Genomic DNA, 15,277 nt, shown 5'->3' on the forward strand with positions numbered 1-15,277 from the left:
AGTTTAATTGCGCATACATGAAGAATTTTAACTGACAGCCCGATGAAAATCATCAAGGACCCGGTGCACGGCGACGTTGAGGTGGGAGAGGCGGCGCTCGTCCTCCTGGACTCCCCGCCCCTCCAGCGCCTCCGCCATGTCAGGCAGCTCGGGTTCGCCCACCTGGTCTACCCGGGCGCAAACCATACCCGTTTCGAACACTGCCTCGGGACGATGCACCTCGCTTCCCTCCTCTGCCGCCACCTCGGCCTCGACCGCCGCGATGCCGACCTGGTCACCGTGGCCGCCCTCCTCCACGATATCGGCCACGGCCCCTTCTCCCATGTCTCAGAGGCCTTCATGGTCGAGATGATGGGAAAAGGGCACCAGGAGGTCGAGGGGCTCCTCCACGAGGAGCGGACGGCCGAGCGGATCGCACGCTGCGGCCTCGACCCCGCGGAGGTCGCCGCGGTCATCAACGGCCGCCACCGCTACGCCGGGATCATCCATGGCGATCTGGACGTGGACCGGATGGACTACCTCCTGCGGGACGCCCATTACACCGGCGTGCCGTACGGGATCGTCGACGCGGCGCGCCTGATCAGATCCACCGTCCTGACCGAGACCGGGATCGCCCTGGACCAGGGCGGGATCAACGCCGCCGAGTCGCTCCTGATCGCCCGGACCCTGATGCGCCCGGTGGTCTATTACCACCATGTCTCCAGGATCGCCACCTCGATGTTCCACCTCGCCCTCCTCTCCCATATCGAAGGGGGCGAGGACACCGTCGATGACCTGATGGGCATGGACGACGCCGCCCTCTTCACCCGCCTCCTCGCTTCTCCGGACAGAACCGCCCGCACCCTCGCACGGCGGCTCTACGGCCGGGACCTCTACAAACGGGCCGTGTACGTCGGGCGGGGCCAGGTGAACGCCGCCTCGGTTCAGAACCGGACCACCGTCGCCGAAAGCCGGCGGATAGCGGCGGCGATCGCCGCTGAGGCCGGCGTCGAGGAGGAGACGGTGCTCGTCGACATCCCGCCCTTCCCGAGCGAGATGTCGATGGAGGTGCGGGTGCGCGACCGGGACGCCCTCGTCGGGCTCGAACAGGTCTCGCCCCTGCTTGCGACCCTGAACGAGACGCGGCGGGAGCAGTGGCGCCTGGGGATATACACCCTCCCGGGCCAGCGGGACGGGGTCGAGAGGGCGGCGATCGAGATATTGCATATCAAAAAACCGACGCAGCAGTACAGGCTGCCAATCTGAGGGAGAACATGGGGAAAGAATATGTCATCGGGGTGACGGGCGCAAGCGGGATCGTCTACGCCCGCCGCCTCGTCGAGGTGCTCAGCGCAGAGGCGCGGGTGCACCTGGTCGTCTCTGATATTGCACGTGAGATCGCCGCCTTCGAAGGGGTGGACCTCTCCGGGTTTCCGGTGATCGAGGAGGACAACCGCAACCTCGCCGCCGAGATCGCCAGCGGGTCGTTCAGGTACGACGGGATGGCCATCGTCCCGTGCTCGATGAAGAGCCTCGCCTCGATCTCGACCGGGGTCTCGGACACCCTCATCGCCCGGGCGGCCGACGTCTGCCTCAAGGAACGGCGGCGGTGCATCCTGGTGCTGCGGGAGATGCCCCTTTCCCGGGTGCACCTGAAAAACATGCTCGCCGCCGACGAGGCCGGAGCCACGGTGATGGTGGCGAGCCCGCCCTTCTACGGGCGGCCGCAGACGGTCGACGACCTGGTGGACATGGTCGTCGCCCGGATCCTCGACCACCTCGGGGTCGAACACGATATAGGAAAACGATGGAGCGGGTATCATGACGATGAGAAGGTTCATTGAAGAGATGCGGGAGCGCGGGCTGGTCGACGAGATCGTCGACCCGGTCTCCACCCGCTTTGAAGCGGCACAGATGGCGGCAAAGACCGACCGGATCCTCCTCTTCTGCGACTGCGGGGGAAAACCGGTCGTGATGAACCTCACCGCCGGCAGGGCGGCCCTTGCGGCGGCGCTCGGGGCCGAGGAGAAAGACCTGGTGAAACGCCTCGCCGACGCCTCGTACAGCGGGCGGCTGAAACCGATGGGCGGGCTTGAGATGCGCCCGGTCGACCTCTCGGAGATCCCGATCATGACCTTCTTCCCGAAGGACGGCGGGCCGTATATCACGGCGGGAATCGTCTTCTCCCGCTCCGGCGAGGTGGAGAACGCCTCCATCCACCGGATGATGATGATCGGACCCGACCGGGTCGCCGCCCGCCTTGTCGAGGGCCGGCACACCGACGTGATGCACCGCGAGGCCCTCGCCCGCGGCGAGCGCCTGCCCATCGCCGTCGTCATCGGGACGCACCCGGCCGTCACCTTCGCCTCGTGCACCCGCGTCCCCGAGGGGAAGGAACTCGCCTTCGCCGCCGAACTGATGGGCGGCGAACTCCCGGTCTGGGAGTGCGCAAACGGCGTCCAGGTCCCTGACGCCGAGATCGTCCTCGAAGGCTACATCGGCACCGAGCGGGCCGAGGAAGGGCCGTTCGTGGACATCACCGGCACCTACGACTTCGAGCGGATCCAGCCGGTGATCGAGTTCACCGGGATGTACACAAAGCCCGACCCGATCTACCACTCGATCCTGCCGGGCGGCAACGAGCACAAACTCCTGATGGGCGTGCCCTACGAGCCGCGGATCTACAAGGCGGTCGCCGGGGTGACGAGTGTGAGAAACGTGGTTTTGACGACCGGGGGCTGCGGATACCTCCACGCCGTCGTCCAGATCAGGAAGAACACGCAGGGAGACGGCAAAAACGCCATCATGGCGGCGTTCGCGGCCCACACCTCCCTCAAGCACGTCGTCGTCGTCGACGAGGACATCAATCCCTTCGACATGGCCGACGTTGAGTATGCGATCGCCACGCGGGTGCGGGGCGACCGCGACCTGATGGTGATCACCGGGGTGCGCGGCTCGTCCCTGGACCCCTGTCGCGAGGGCGACGGGACGAACGTGAAGATCGGCCTCGACGCCACGATGGTCATGGGCGCTGAGGAGAAGTTTGTCCGGGCCAGGTGGGATGCCTGATGTTTCTTGAGTCTGAAGAACAGCAGATCCTGGACGGAGAGTTCGGGGAGACCCGCCAGCAGATGATGGAGCTGCTCGTCGGCCTGGGTACGGTCTTCGGGGCGGAAAAACTCGTCGGAATCGCGAGCGCCCAGGTGAGCGGCGCCTCGTACAAGACGATCGGGCGCTGGGGGCTGGAATGGCTGCAGGGGCTCGACGCCCGCGTGGCCGTGCCGACGGTCTTGAACCCGATCGGCATGGACCGCGACCGCTGGCGCGAGATGGGCGTGCCCGAGGAGTTCGCCGCGAAGCAGGAGGCGGTGATCGACGCCTACGAGCGCCTCGGGATCAGGCTCGAATGCACCTGCACCCCCTATTACCTCTCGAACACGCACTACGGCGAGCACCTCGCCTGGGCCGAGTCCTCGGCGGTCGCCTATGCGAACTCGGTCATCGGGGCGAGGACGAACCGGGAAGGGGGGCCGGGCGCCCTTGCAGCGGCGATCGTCGGCCGGACGCCGTATTACGGGCTGCACATCTTCAAAAACCGCCAGCCCTCGATCGGGATCACGGTGGATGATCCCGCCGCCATAAAGGACGCCGCCGACTACGGGGCGCTCGGCTACGTGGCAGGGAAGATCGTCGGGAACCGGATCCCCCTCTTCTCCGCGATCAGGCCGAACCGCGACCACCTCAAGGCCCTCGGGGCGGCGATGGCGGCGACCGGGGCCGTGGCCCTCTATCATGTGGACGGGATCACCCCTGAAGCCCGCCTCCCGACTTTCAAGGGCGACGTTGCGGAGACGGTCGAGATCAGGATGGCCGAGGTCAGGGAGGTCTTCACCTCCATCGAGGTCGACGCCATAGCGGTCGGCTGCCCCCACCTCTCGCCGGCGGAGATGGAAACGCTCGCAGGCCTTCTCGAGGGGAAAAAGGTGAAAAAACCTTTCTTCGTCTTTGCCGCCCGCGGCGTGATCGCCGAGAACCGCACCGCCGTCGAGCGGATCGAGCGGAGCGGGGCGCGGGTCTACGCCGACACCTGCGTCGTCGTCTCGCCGGCCCTCGACCGCTTCGATGCGATCATGGTGAACTCGGGCAAGGCCCTCGCCTACGTCCCCACGATGTGCGGGGCCGTCGCCCGGATCGGGACGATGGAGGAGTGCGTGGCCGTCGCCACGGCGTGAGGCGAGAACATGGAGACATTCACCCCCTTCCAGCAGGTGCCCGGCGAGAACACAGAAGAACGCTTCGCCGCCCTCGGGATCAGGGCCGGAGAGACGGCCGACCTGCTCGCCCTCAAAGAGATCGGCGAGCGCGGCGACGTCGAGGTCTGGATCTACTTCGACGAGGAGGTGGCCCGTGCCTCCACCATCGAGCGCGACCTCGCAAATTTCGAGTTCGTCCCCGAACCCGACCGCCCCTTCATCGAGCTCCGCCGCTTCTTCGCCTTCATGGAGAGCATCGAGCCCGGGTTCGAGCGCAGCCTCAGGGAGAAGCCCGTGCCGGCGCAGATCGTCGCCGTCGGCGAACGGGAGGCCTTCTGCGGCTGCGTGCTCTCGCCGCGGCCGTACGTGAAGGCGGCCCTCGAGTAGGGAAGAACTCAATACCCACCCCGCCCCATTCTCAAAGAGAGAGGAACCGTGCAGCCAGAGAGTTCATGGGAGAGTGCCCGCGCACAGAGCGACCTGATCAGGCTCTATTGCCACCCCACGATCCTGCGCCTCCTTGTTGCGCTCGGCGAAGGACGGCAGAGCGCAGGCAGACTCTCCCTGATCCCCGGATGCGGCGGGTGCAGCGCAGAGGAAGCGCTCAGGCAGATGCGCTACCGCTGGATCGTCGATCAGGACGAGAACGGCTATACGCTCACCAACAACGGCGCCCTGCTCGCCCTGCGGCTCCGGAACCTCTGCGAGACCCTGCACCGAATACGCTGCGGCAGGGGAGCGCACGGCCTCCAGCCCATGCCCGCACTCTTCGAGGAGGTGCAGGACGACCTGATCAGGATCACGCGCCCGGCCTCGATCCATGCGCTCAGGGATCCGGGATCGGCCAGAGACGAGACGAAGGCATGGCTCGCCGAACAGGGCTTTTTTACCGGGGCCGACAGGACGGTCGCCCTGAGCGCAGAGGGCGCAGAGATACTCGAATCCATCGAACGGTGCATCAGGACCTTCGAGGTGATCGAGCGGTTCAACTCCTTCTTCCAGATCCACTCCCTCGACGGCATGCCAGAATCCGCCCTCGCCACCATCGACGCCCTGATCTGCGCCGACCTGATCTGCGACGTCCCGGTGAACTTCGAGCAGGGACTCGCCTATTTCTATGACGTGATCAGGGAGGCCGAACAGCTCCACGGGGTCTCGACCTGGTTCCTGCCGCAGATCGCCGAGACGATCTGGGAGCGCGTGACCGCCGGGGCAGAGATCGAACTGGTTATCACACCCGAACTTGCGGAAAAACTATGGAACGAGGAGATAGTCAGGAAAGGAAGAAACCCGGCCGACTTCCCGAACCTCAGGTTCTACGTCTGCACCATACCGGTAAAGGTCGGGCTCACCGTCACCGACAAAGCCCTCTCCCTCGGACTCTTCCTCAGGGACGGCAGGACCTACGACCGGATCCACGACCTCCTCTGTTTCACCCCCGAGGCGGTCGCATGGGGCGAGCGGCTCTTCAGGCATTACCGCGAGCGATCGGTGCCGATCGAGGAGTTCTTTTCGGACGGGGTGCGGGCAACAGGTTCATGCCGGTGAACGTCAAGAAGGAAGGTATGAATATCCCTTCAGAGGGTTTTGCACCGGTGCCTGGCGGACGGGTGAGGTACCGCATCGCCGACGCCGACCAGAACGGCATCCCCCTCCTCGTTCTCCACGGCGGCCCCGGGTGCACGTGGGATTACCTCGAACCCCTGGCCGCCCTCGATGACGGGCGGCCGGTGATCTTCTACGACCAGCTCGGCTGCGGAGACTCCGACCGGCCCGACGACCCCTCGCTCTGGACGCTGGAGCGCTCCGTCGACGAACTCGTCGCCGTCAGGGAGGCGCTCGGCCTCGACCGCCTCCACCTCCTCGGCCAGTCCTGGGGAACGATGCTTGCCGTCGAATACATGCTCACGCACCGCCCGGCCGGCGTGATCAGTCTCGTCCTCTCCGCCCCCTGCCTCTCGGCCTCCCGCTGGGCCGCAGATGGGCGGCGATACCTCCAGAGCCTCCCCGAGGATCACCGGAAGGCGATCCTCCGCGCCGAGGAGACCGGCGCCTACGACGACCCCTCCTACGGGGAGGCGATGAACGCCTATTACCGCCGCCACGTCTGTCGCCTCGATCCCTGGCCCAAATGCCTGACACGGACCTTCGAGCGCCTGAACACCGAAATATACCTGCAGATGTGGGGGCCGAGCGAGTTCACCATCACCGGCAGCCTCAGGGACTTCGAGCGCGCCGAACGCCTCCGCGAGTGCGCCGTCCCCACCCTCTTCACCTGCGGGGAGTTCGACGAGGCGGCCCCGGCGACGACGGCGTACTACCACCGCATGATGCCGGGATCAGAGATCGCCGTCTTCGAAGGGGCGTCGCACGAGCACCACCTGGAGGACACCGCCGACTACCTCCGTCTCGTCAGGGAATTCCTCGCCGGGGCAGAGATGGCGGAAAGATTGAGGGTCTGAGCCGATCCATACACGGGAGTACTGATGTACGCACATGAAAGGTCAGAGAGCCGCATCGATCCCGGCCGGATCGGATTGTACACCACGCCGGCGGTGGTCCGCATCCTTGTGGCGCTCTCGCGTGGCGCGCAGCCCCCGGCCCATCTCGCCGTCATCACCGGGTGCAGGCAGGGCGAGACCGAACCGATCCTCCGCGACCTCAGGCACCGCGGGATCGTCGTCCAGGAATGGGGGGGCTACCGCCTCACCAGGAGCGGGGAGCTCCTGGCCGGCCGGCTCCTCGCCTGCGCCACACGGCTCTTCCAGACACTCTACGGCAGGCCGGACCCGTCCCTCCCGCCCATGCCCCTCGTCGCCGAGGGAGTGCTCGACGATATCGGCCGCCTGGCCCTGCCCGCCTATATCGAGGCGTTCAAATGCCCGGAACGTGCAGACCCCGAGATCCTGGCGTGGATGCGCTCCAACGGCCATATCTCGGAGACAGACGGCTTCTTCTCCCTGACCGGCAAAGGCCGGGCCTACCTCACTTTCCTCGACCGCTGCAGCAGGACGATCGCCACCATCGACCGGTTCAACGAATTTTTCGAGAGCCACGCCACAATCGGCGTCCCGGAAATCGCCATAAAAGAGATAGGAGACCTCATCAATGCCGGGCTGGTCGTGGACCAGCCGGTGAACGCGGAGCAGGGGTTCGCGTATTACCTGGAGATCATCAGGGAGGCGGGATGGCTCCACGGCGTTTCGACCTATTCCCTGCCGCAGATCGCCGCGGCGATCTGGGAGCGGGCGGTCGCCGGGGCAGAGATCGAACTGGTGATCACGCCAGAACTTGCCGGCGTCCTCTGGGAGGAGGAAATCGTCAAAAAGGGCAGAGACCCCACGGCTTTCCCCACCTTCAGGCTCTATGTCTCGACCGTCCCGGTCACGGTCGGGCTCACCGTCACCGACAAAGCCCTCTCCTTTGGACTCTGTAACCCTGACGGCACCTACGACACCGTGCACGACCTGGTCGGCAGGACCCAAGGGGCGGTGCGGTGGGGCGAGCGGCTCTTCAGGCATTACAAAGAACAGGCAGTGCCGATAGAGGAATACGTTGCGACACTGCGCTGATCAGCACGTCACATGGACGACGGCGGCGAAACGCCGCCGTTCCACGTTCATGCGCGCCTCGACCTCGGGGGTCGGGGCGATCACCGTCTCGTAACCCTCCAGCATCGCCCTCGCCCCGGGCGTGATGGGCAGGGCACCTTCATAGCCCGTGCCGATGTACACGACCTCCGGGCGCTCTTCTTCCAGAAACCCGAGTTCTGCCTCACTCAGAGGCGTGTGGCCGTACTCTCCCCTCAGGTGCTTCGAGCGTTTTTTCTTCCGCTTCTCCACCCGACCGCCCGGACGCACGACGACGTCATCGTCATAGACCTCACCGCCGATCCTGACCGAACCCCATGGCATCAATGGGGAGGACTCGCAGTGAATGGACATAAAAGCAGCGATGGCCGCGCCGCAGAGATCGCTCCCTGAAGGTCTCGATACCGCCCGCTCCGTAAAGAAATAGACAAAAAATGCGCCAAAAATAATTGCGGGGAGGGTATCCCCGGGAATGGGTACGCCCGGCGCTCACGCCAGATAGTCGTCAGGCCGCGGGATCTGTTCCTTGAGCCCCTTCCTCTTCCGGATCGCCTTGACGACCTCGGGGAGGAGGCCCTGGGGAACGACCTCGAAACCGGCGAACTCGGTGGACCACATCGCACGACCCTCGGTCGCCGAGCGCAGGTCGCCCGCAAAACCGAAGAGTTCTGCGACCGGGGCCTTGCCCGAGACGGTGATCGAGTCGCCCATGCTCTGCATGTCGAAGACCTGACCGCGGCGGCCCTGGATCTGCCCGGTTGCAGCGCCCATCTGGTCCATCGGGACCGTGATCTGGATCTTCTGCATCGGTTCGAGGAGGGAGTCGCCGGCCATCAGGAGGCCGGCCTTCACGGCCGAACGGACGGCCGGGATCACCTGCGCCGGACCGCGGTGGATCGCGTCCTCGTGGAGCTTCACATCGACGAGCCGGATCTTCAGGTTCTGCACCTGCTCTTCGGCGAGCGGACCGCCCGCAAGGGCCTCGCGCCAGCCTTCGAGGACGAGTTCCATCGTCTCGTTGAGGTACTGGATACCCTTGGTCATGTCGAAGAACATGTTCGTCGCCTCGATCGCCTTGAGGTTCTTTGCCTCGTCCTTGTCGAGACCGGCCTTGAGCAGGGCGTCACGCCGTTCGAGCTCGGGCATGTTCATCGTGATCTCGCCATCCTTGATCATCTGGACGAGCCCCTCGGGCATCGGCTCAAGCTCGATGTAGAACCTGTTGTGCCGGTTCGGGGACTTGCCCTCGACCGGGCCGGCCTTCTGGGTGGGGGTCTCGCGGTAGACGACGATCGGCGGGGAGGTGATGATCTCGACGCCCTTGTCGCGCTTGATGCGGCCGGTGATGATCTCCAGGTGGAGCTCGCCCATGCCCGAGATCAGGTGCTCGCCGGTCTCCTCGTTGATCGTGACGCGCACGGTCGGGTCTTCCTTTGCGACCTGCCGTAGCACGGTGACAAGCTTGGGGAGGTCCTTCATGTTCTTCGCCTCGACGGCGACGGTCATGACCGGCTCGGAGTAGTGCTGGAGGGACTCGAACGGGGTCATCTCCATCAGGGAGGTGACGGTGGAGCCGACGATGGCGTCTCTCAGACCGGTGACGGCGGCGATGTTGCCGGCGCAGAGGCTCTCGACCTCGATACGCTCAGGACCCATGAAGATGCCGACCTGCTGGAGACGGTTGGACTTGCCTGCGGTGCCGGAGATATAGACCTCGCCGCCGCGGCGGAGCGTGCCCGAGAAGAGACGGCCGGTGGCGACCTCGCCCGCGTGCGGGTCGAAGGAGATGTCGGTGACCATCATGGCGATCGGGCCGTTCGGGTCGCAGGTGATCATCGCCTTGCCGACCTCGGACTCATAGTCGCCGTGCCAGATGATGTGGACACGCCGGTCCTGGGCCTCGATCGGGTCGGGGAGGTGCTTGACCACCATATCGAGGAGCACCTCGGCAAGGGGGCTCTTCTTCGCGAGCGTCTTCATCTCGCCGGCGCGGCAACGGTCGTAGACTTCCTGGAAGTTCACGCCGCTCTTCTTCATGTACGGCACCGAGACCGCCCAGTTGTACAGCGCCGAGCCGAATGCGACAGTGCCCTTTGCAGCGTCGAGCTTCCAGCCGTCGTTGTACATCTTCTCGTTCATGCCCTTGATCAGCTTGTTCACCTTGTCGATGACGCGGCCCAGGCGGATCTGCATCTCGGTCGAGTCGACCTTGATCTCGTTGATCAGGCGGTCCACCTTGTTGATGAAGAGCACGGGCTTGACGCCCTCCTTGAGGGCCTGGCGGAGCACCGTCTCGGTCTGGGGCATGGTGCCCTCGACGGCATCCACGACGACGACCGCACCGTCCACGGCGCGCATCGCACGGGTGACGTCGCCGCCGAAGTCCACGTGGCCAGGCGTATCGATCATGTTGATCAGGTACTCATCGCCGCCATACTCGTGAACCATCGAGACGTTGGAAGCGTCGATGGTGATCCCGCGGGCCTGCTCCTCGGCGTCGGAGTCCATGAAGAGCTGGTGGCCGGCGAGTTCCTCGGAGATCATCCCGGCGCCTGCAAGCAGGTTGTCGGAGAGGGTGGTCTTGCCGTGGTCGATGTGTGCTACGATACCAATGTTGCGGATCCGCTGGGGCTTATCCATCAGCTCGGTGACCCGCTCTACCATCTTTTTCCTTCGTGTCATTGGGGTGCCTCAGAAAAAAAGGGGTTTAGCGTGCAGCCTTCGCAACACGCTCGCGTTCTTCTTTCTTGGAAACGGAGAAGCACTTCGCGTCTCCCTTTGCCGCGGCGATCAGCTCGTCGGCAAGGACGTCGGATGCGGCGCGCTTGCTCTTGTGGGAGCCGTTGTAGGTGGCGGTGGCAAGGAAGCCGATGGCGGCGTCGACCCGGCGCTGCGGGGCGGTGTCGACCGACTTGGGGACGTTGATGCCGCCGTACTTCAGGCGGACGGTCTCCTCGCGGGGGCCGGCGTTGGAGATGGCGTCGACCAGGACCTGCACCGGGTTCTTCTTCGTCTTCTTGTTGACTCTGTCGAACGCTTCCTCGACGATCCTGATGGCGAGCTGTTTCTTGCCGGTGTTGTTCTCGGTCTGCATCAGCTTGTTGATCAGGCGCTCGACAACGAGCATCTCGCTCTTCGCAAACTGCTGCTGCGAGAGCTTCCCGCAGGAATGCGGGACGATCATGGAGGTGAGGTTCACATATCTGACAAGGCCGGGGTCCGTAATCTGGACCTCGGAAATGTCCCACTTATTGAAAAGGAGCTGCTTTACGCCAGTCTCCTGCTCTTCTGCCTGGACAGGCATCTCTGCTTCGGTCATCATCATCACCTGCGCGGCTTTTCCTTACGGCCAAGCACCATTTCCTGGAGGCAGACATCGTTCACCTTGGTCACGCAGAAGCGGACCCCGGGGATATCACCCTTCGAACGGCCGAGACGACCGCCGATACCTTCGATGGTGACTTCGTCGTGCTCGTCGATGAAGTTGATCGCGCCGTCGCCGACCGCGAAGGCGGTGACCTGGCGGCCGTTCTTGATCAGCTGCACGCGCACGCACTTACGGATAGCGGAGTTCGGCTGTTTTGCCTCGACACCGACCTTCTCGAGCACGATACCGCGGGCCTGCGGGGCGCCCTCGAGGGGGTCGGACTTAACATCGAGCATCAATTCACGGCGTGCGTAGTCGACATCATTCCAACGAGTCTTGTTGGCATCACGCTTCATTTTTCTGGCTGCAAATTTTCCCATTCCCATTGAATACCCTCTTTAGAGTCGGATTTCTGGATGTGGATACCCTTCACTGTGGTATAATACCAAGGCGCGGAACGAATTTATATATTGTCCATCGTTCCGAAATCTGGTATTATTCATGGGGTGTTCTCTATAATAATCTTATATGCCCGCCGGACGAATAATTGAGTGATGGTCACCTGCATCTACAAAGAAACCACCTTCGACGCAAGCCACCGCCTCCTCCACTACGTGGGCAAGTGCAACCGCCTGCACGGGCACCGATGGCGGGTGGAAGTATGGATCGCGGGCACGCCCAATGAGCGGACCGGGATCCTCATCGACTTCAACTGCATCAGGGCGGTGACCGACCGGTTCGACCACCAGGTGATCCTCAACGAGGACGATCCCATGGTCCCCTGCATCCGCCAGTTCCATGAGGTGGTGACGACCGCCGGCGACCCGACGAGCGAGACGCTTGCGGAGATCATCGCCGACCTCATCAACGAGGCGTGCATCAGGGAAGGGACCGACGCGCGGGTGACGAAGGTCCGGGTCTGGGAAGCGCAGACCTGCTATGCGGAGATCGATTATGCAGGTCTGTGAGATATTCGGATCCCTGCAGGGCGAGGGGCAGCACCAGGGGCGCCCGACCACCTTTATCAGGCTGGCGGGCTGCAACCTGCGGTGCGCCTGGTGCGACACGCCTGAGTCGCAGGAGGAAGGTGCCGGGAAGGCGATGACGGTGGACGCCGTCCTCGACCGGATCTGGCGGATGAAGTGCCGCAATGTCTGCATCACCGGCGGCGAGCCCCTCCTCCAGATGGGCGAGGTCGTCGAGGCGTGCCGCCGCCTCCACCGGATGGGATATTCGGTGGAGATCGAGACGAACGGGACGATCGATTTCAGACCGGTCCAGCCCTTCGCCGCGATCTGCATGGACGTGAAGTGCCCGTCCTCCGGCCAGAAGAGCGATCTCTCCCTGCTCCAGTACACCCGCGACGCCGACAGCGTGAAGTTCGTCGTCGCGGACGAGGACGACCTCGCCTTCGCGGAAAAAGTGCTCACCCACTGCCCGGCCCGCGGCGAGATCTTCATCTCGCCGGTCTACGGCGCGGACGAGCGGGGGATCGCCGCCTGGGTGCTCGATACCGGGCTGCCGGTGCGCTTCCAGATCCAGCTCCACAAGTACCTGGAGATGAAATAAGTGAAAGCGGTCTGCCTTCTTTCGGGCGGGATGGACTCGACCACCCTCGCCTACGTGGCAAAAGAGATGGGCTACGATATCCTCGCCCTCCACCTCAACTACGGCCAGCTGACAGAGGCGAAGGAGCGGGCGTGCGCGCGGACGGTCGCGGGGCTCCTCGGGGCCGAGGAGTTCCTCGAGATCGACGTCGGGTATTTCTCGCAGTTCGGCAGGAGCGCCCTCACCGATCCTGGAATTGCGGTGGAAGAGTATAAGGAGGGCGGGAAGGGGATCCCGAAGACCTATGTGCCCTTCAGGAACGCCAACCTCCTTGCAATGGCCGTCAGCTTTGCCGAGTCCCGCGACGCCGACGCGGTGTTTATCGGGGTGCAGTCCTCTGACTACTCGGGCTACCCCGACTGCCGGGAGGAGTTCATCCAGGCCTTCCAGCGGGCGGTGGACCTCGGCACAGCCGCCGGCGGGACGATCAAGCTGATGACGCCTTTCGTGCACATGAACAAGACCGAGATCGTGCAGAAGGGGCTCGACCTGGGCGTGCCGTACGACCAGACCTGGTCCTGCTACACCGAGAACGAGGTCGCCTGCGGGACCTGCGACTCGTGTCATTTCAGGCTCGAAGCCTTCAGGGCCGCCGGGATCGAGGACCCGATCCCGTACCGGGTGAGGCCGTGACCGAGATCTACCGGGGACGGCGTCTGTCGGTGGAGTTGAACCGCTACACCCTTCCGGACGGGACCGAGCGGGAGCGGGTCGTGGTGAGACCGGGAAACGCCGCGGTGATGCTCCCGATAGAGGGCGATCACTGCTATCTCCTCCGGCAGTACCGCTTCGCGATCGGGGCGTGGATCTATGAGGCCCCGGCAGGAACCCTCGAGGAGGGCGAGGAGCCGATCGAGACTGCACGCCGGGAGATCATCGAGGAATGCGGCCTCGCCGCCGGGGAGCTGATCCCGCGGGGGTTCATCTACACCACGCCGGGCTTCTCTGACGAGCGGGTGTACCTCTTCGAAGCCCGGGGCCTCTCGCCCTCGTCGGCCTACTCGCCCGACGACGACGAGCAGATAGAAGTCGTCAGGGTGCCGATCGCCGACCTCCCTGCCATGTGCCGGGACGGCCGGATCTCGGACGCGAAGACGATCGCCATCGTCTTCAGGTGCCTCGGCTGAGAGAGACGATCGCCTGATGCGTGTGATTTATAGGAATCTGCATCGAATACGTACTAGCTTTGAACACTGGTGAATAAGAGATGACCGAGATTCAGGAGATGGACCCGGCGCGGCTGCGCTACGAGTTCAAAAAGATGCTCGAGCGGCTGGAGGCTAAACAGGGGAGCGGGACGGAGCTGATCTCCCTCTACATCCCCCCGGACAAACAGATATTCGACGTGACCGCCCAGCTGCGCGACGAGTTCGGCCAGTGCTCGAACATCAAGAGCAAACAGACAAAAACCAATGTCCAGAGCGCCATCTCCTCCATCCTCTCCAGGCTGAAGTACTTCAAGAAGCCGCCCGAGAACGGGATGGCCATCTTCTGCGGGAGCATCAATACGGTCGGCGACCGCACCGACCTCCAGTGTGAGATCGTCTATCCGCCCGAGCCCCTCGGCCTCTATATGTACCGCTGCTCCTCGAACTTCGAGCTCGAGCCCCTCAAGGCGATGCTCGAGGAGAAGTATGTCTACGGCCTCCTGGTCATCGACCGGCGCGAGGCGTACTGGGGTTTCCTGCGGGGCAACCGGGTCGAACCTATCGGCGGCTCCACCTCCACGGTGCCGGGCAAGCAGCGCAAGGGCGGGCAGTCGGCGGCCCGGTTCCAGCGCCTGCGGCTGATCGCGATCAACGAGTTCTACAAGAAGGTCGGCGAACATTCGAGCGAGATCTTCATGGCCGAGAAGGACTTCTTCGAGCGGTTCAAGGGGCTGCTGATCGGCGGGCCCTCGCCGACGAAGGAGGAGTTCGCCGAGGGCGGATACCTCCACCACGAGGTCCAGAAACGAGTCCTCGGCCTCTTCGACGTTGCCTATACGAACGAGAGCGGGCTTCCCGAACTCGTCGACGCCGCCTCCGACGTCCTGAAGGGGATGGCGGTCGTCAAGGAGAAAGACCTGATGAACCGGTTCCTGAAAGAACTGGTCAAGGACGACGGGCTTGCCGCCTATGGCGAGGAGAGCGTCCGGGCTAACCTGGAGACCGGGTCGGTCGATATCCTCCTCCTCTCTGACCGCCTGCGCGAGTCCCGCCTGAAGATCAGGTGCGGGGCCTGCGGCTATGCGGAGGAGCGCACGATCAAGAGCGAGTCTGGACAGACGGTCAGGGACCTCGACCTCGGGAACTGCCCGAAGTGCAGCGCCCCCCTCCAGATCGAGGAGGAGAGCGACATCATCGACGAACTCACGGCCCTCGCCGACGCGAGCGGGACGAAGGTCGAGATCATATCAGACGAATTTGAAGAAGGGGCGGTACTCTACTCTGCTTTTGGCGGGATAGCGGCGATCCTCAGGTACAGGACGGGATACTGAA

General features: G+C 64.2%; 17 protein-coding genes. 13 read left to right on the plus strand and 4 right to left on the minus strand.

Annotated features, from left to right (window positions below):
- Positions 1–42: 42 nt before the first annotated feature.
- From HWN36_RS05185 to HWN36_RS05220, 8 genes are read left to right on the plus strand one after another with little or no spacing between them, the layout of a single operon-like run.
- Positions 43–1,245 carry an HD domain-containing protein gene (locus HWN36_RS05185; protein WP_176788387.1) on the plus strand — a complete coding sequence of 401 codons (1,203 nt, stop codon included), beginning with the start codon at positions 43–45 and terminating at the stop codon, positions 1,243–1,245.
- A gap of 8 nt (positions 1,246–1,253) precedes the next feature.
- Positions 1,254–1,823: a UbiX family flavin prenyltransferase gene (locus HWN36_RS05190; RefSeq protein WP_176788388.1), complete on the plus strand. Its 570-nt coding sequence runs from the start codon at positions 1,254–1,256 to the stop codon at positions 1,821–1,823.
- Positions 1,807–3,048, plus strand: coding sequence for a UbiD family decarboxylase (locus tag HWN36_RS05195; protein ID WP_176789579.1), 1,242 nt, complete (start codon positions 1,807–1,809; stop codon positions 3,046–3,048). The genes HWN36_RS05190 and HWN36_RS05195 overlap by 17 nt, the downstream gene beginning before the upstream one ends.
- Positions 3,048–4,211 carry an aconitase X gene (locus tag HWN36_RS05200; protein ID WP_176788389.1) on the plus strand — a complete coding sequence of 388 codons (1,164 nt, stop codon included), beginning with the start codon at positions 3,048–3,050 and terminating at the stop codon, positions 4,209–4,211. The genes HWN36_RS05195 and HWN36_RS05200 overlap by 1 nt, the downstream gene beginning before the upstream one ends.
- 9 nt (positions 4,212–4,220) lie before the next feature.
- Positions 4,221–4,619, plus strand: coding sequence for a hypothetical protein (locus HWN36_RS05205; RefSeq protein ID WP_176788390.1), 399 nt, complete (start codon positions 4,221–4,223; stop codon positions 4,617–4,619).
- Positions 4,620–4,667: 48 nt separating this feature from the next.
- A complete protein-coding gene (locus HWN36_RS12255; RefSeq protein ID WP_176788391.1) occupies positions 4,668–5,780 on the plus strand; it encodes a transcriptional regulator FilR1 domain-containing protein in 1,113 nt (370 codons plus the stop codon).
- Positions 5,781–5,797: 17 nt separating this feature from the next.
- Positions 5,798–6,694, plus strand: a complete 897-nt coding sequence (locus HWN36_RS05215) for a proline iminopeptidase-family hydrolase (RefSeq protein WP_246269849.1) — start codon at positions 5,798–5,800, stop codon at positions 6,692–6,694.
- A gap of 24 nt (positions 6,695–6,718) precedes the next feature.
- Entirely contained in the window at positions 6,719–7,804 is a 1,086-nt protein-coding gene (locus tag HWN36_RS05220) for a helix-turn-helix transcriptional regulator (protein WP_176788393.1), read from the plus strand.
- Here the strand turns inward: HWN36_RS05220 and HWN36_RS05225 are convergent, their stop codons facing one another.
- From HWN36_RS05225 to HWN36_RS05240, 4 genes are all read right to left on the minus strand, one after another.
- Positions 7,805–8,146 carry a hypothetical protein gene (locus HWN36_RS05225; protein WP_176788394.1) on the minus strand — a complete coding sequence of 114 codons (342 nt, stop codon included), beginning with the start codon at positions 8,144–8,146 and terminating at the stop codon, positions 7,805–7,807.
- A gap of 165 nt (positions 8,147–8,311) precedes the next feature.
- A complete protein-coding gene (locus HWN36_RS05230) occupies positions 8,312–10,504 on the minus strand; it encodes an elongation factor EF-2 (RefSeq protein ID WP_176788395.1) in 2,193 nt (730 codons plus the stop codon).
- A 25-nt stretch (positions 10,505–10,529) separates the two neighbouring features.
- Positions 10,530–11,141, minus strand: a complete 612-nt coding sequence (locus tag HWN36_RS05235; RefSeq protein ID WP_176788396.1) for a 30S ribosomal protein S7 — start codon at positions 11,139–11,141, stop codon at positions 10,530–10,532.
- 5 nt (positions 11,142–11,146) lie between these two features.
- Complete coding sequence (locus HWN36_RS05240) at positions 11,147–11,575, minus strand: 30S ribosomal protein S12 (RefSeq protein WP_004037486.1); 429 nt, start codon at positions 11,573–11,575, stop codon at positions 11,147–11,149.
- Between the two features lie 168 nt (positions 11,576–11,743).
- Between HWN36_RS05240 and HWN36_RS05245 the strand changes: the two genes are divergently transcribed.
- From HWN36_RS05245 to prf1, 5 genes are all read left to right on the plus strand, one after another.
- The gene (locus tag HWN36_RS05245) at positions 11,744–12,157 is read left to right on the plus strand and encodes a 6-carboxytetrahydropterin synthase (protein ID WP_176788397.1); all 414 of its coding nucleotides are present in this window, start codon (positions 11,744–11,746) and stop codon (positions 12,155–12,157) included.
- Positions 12,144–12,758 (plus strand): 7-carboxy-7-deazaguanine synthase QueE, encoded by a 615-nt coding sequence (locus tag HWN36_RS05250; protein ID WP_176788398.1) that lies wholly within the window; start codon positions 12,144–12,146, stop codon positions 12,756–12,758. The genes HWN36_RS05245 and HWN36_RS05250 overlap by 14 nt, the downstream gene beginning before the upstream one ends.
- Positions 12,759–13,430 (plus strand): 7-cyano-7-deazaguanine synthase QueC, encoded by a 672-nt coding sequence (queC, locus tag HWN36_RS05255; protein ID WP_176788399.1) that lies wholly within the window; start codon positions 12,759–12,761, stop codon positions 13,428–13,430. It begins immediately after the preceding gene.
- Positions 13,427–13,924 (plus strand): NUDIX domain-containing protein, encoded by a 498-nt coding sequence (locus HWN36_RS05260; protein WP_176788400.1) that lies wholly within the window; start codon positions 13,427–13,429, stop codon positions 13,922–13,924. The genes queC and HWN36_RS05260 overlap by 4 nt, the downstream gene beginning before the upstream one ends.
- Before the next feature lie 80 nt (positions 13,925–14,004).
- Positions 14,005–15,276: a peptide chain release factor aRF-1 gene (prf1, locus tag HWN36_RS05265; RefSeq protein ID WP_176788401.1), complete on the plus strand. Its 1,272-nt coding sequence runs from the start codon at positions 14,005–14,007 to the stop codon at positions 15,274–15,276.
- The last annotated feature ends 1 nt before the right edge of the window (position 15,277 follow it).

This window comes from Methanofollis tationis (assembly GCF_013377755.1).
GTDB lineage: Archaea > Halobacteriota > Methanomicrobia > Methanomicrobiales > Methanofollaceae > Methanofollis > Methanofollis tationis.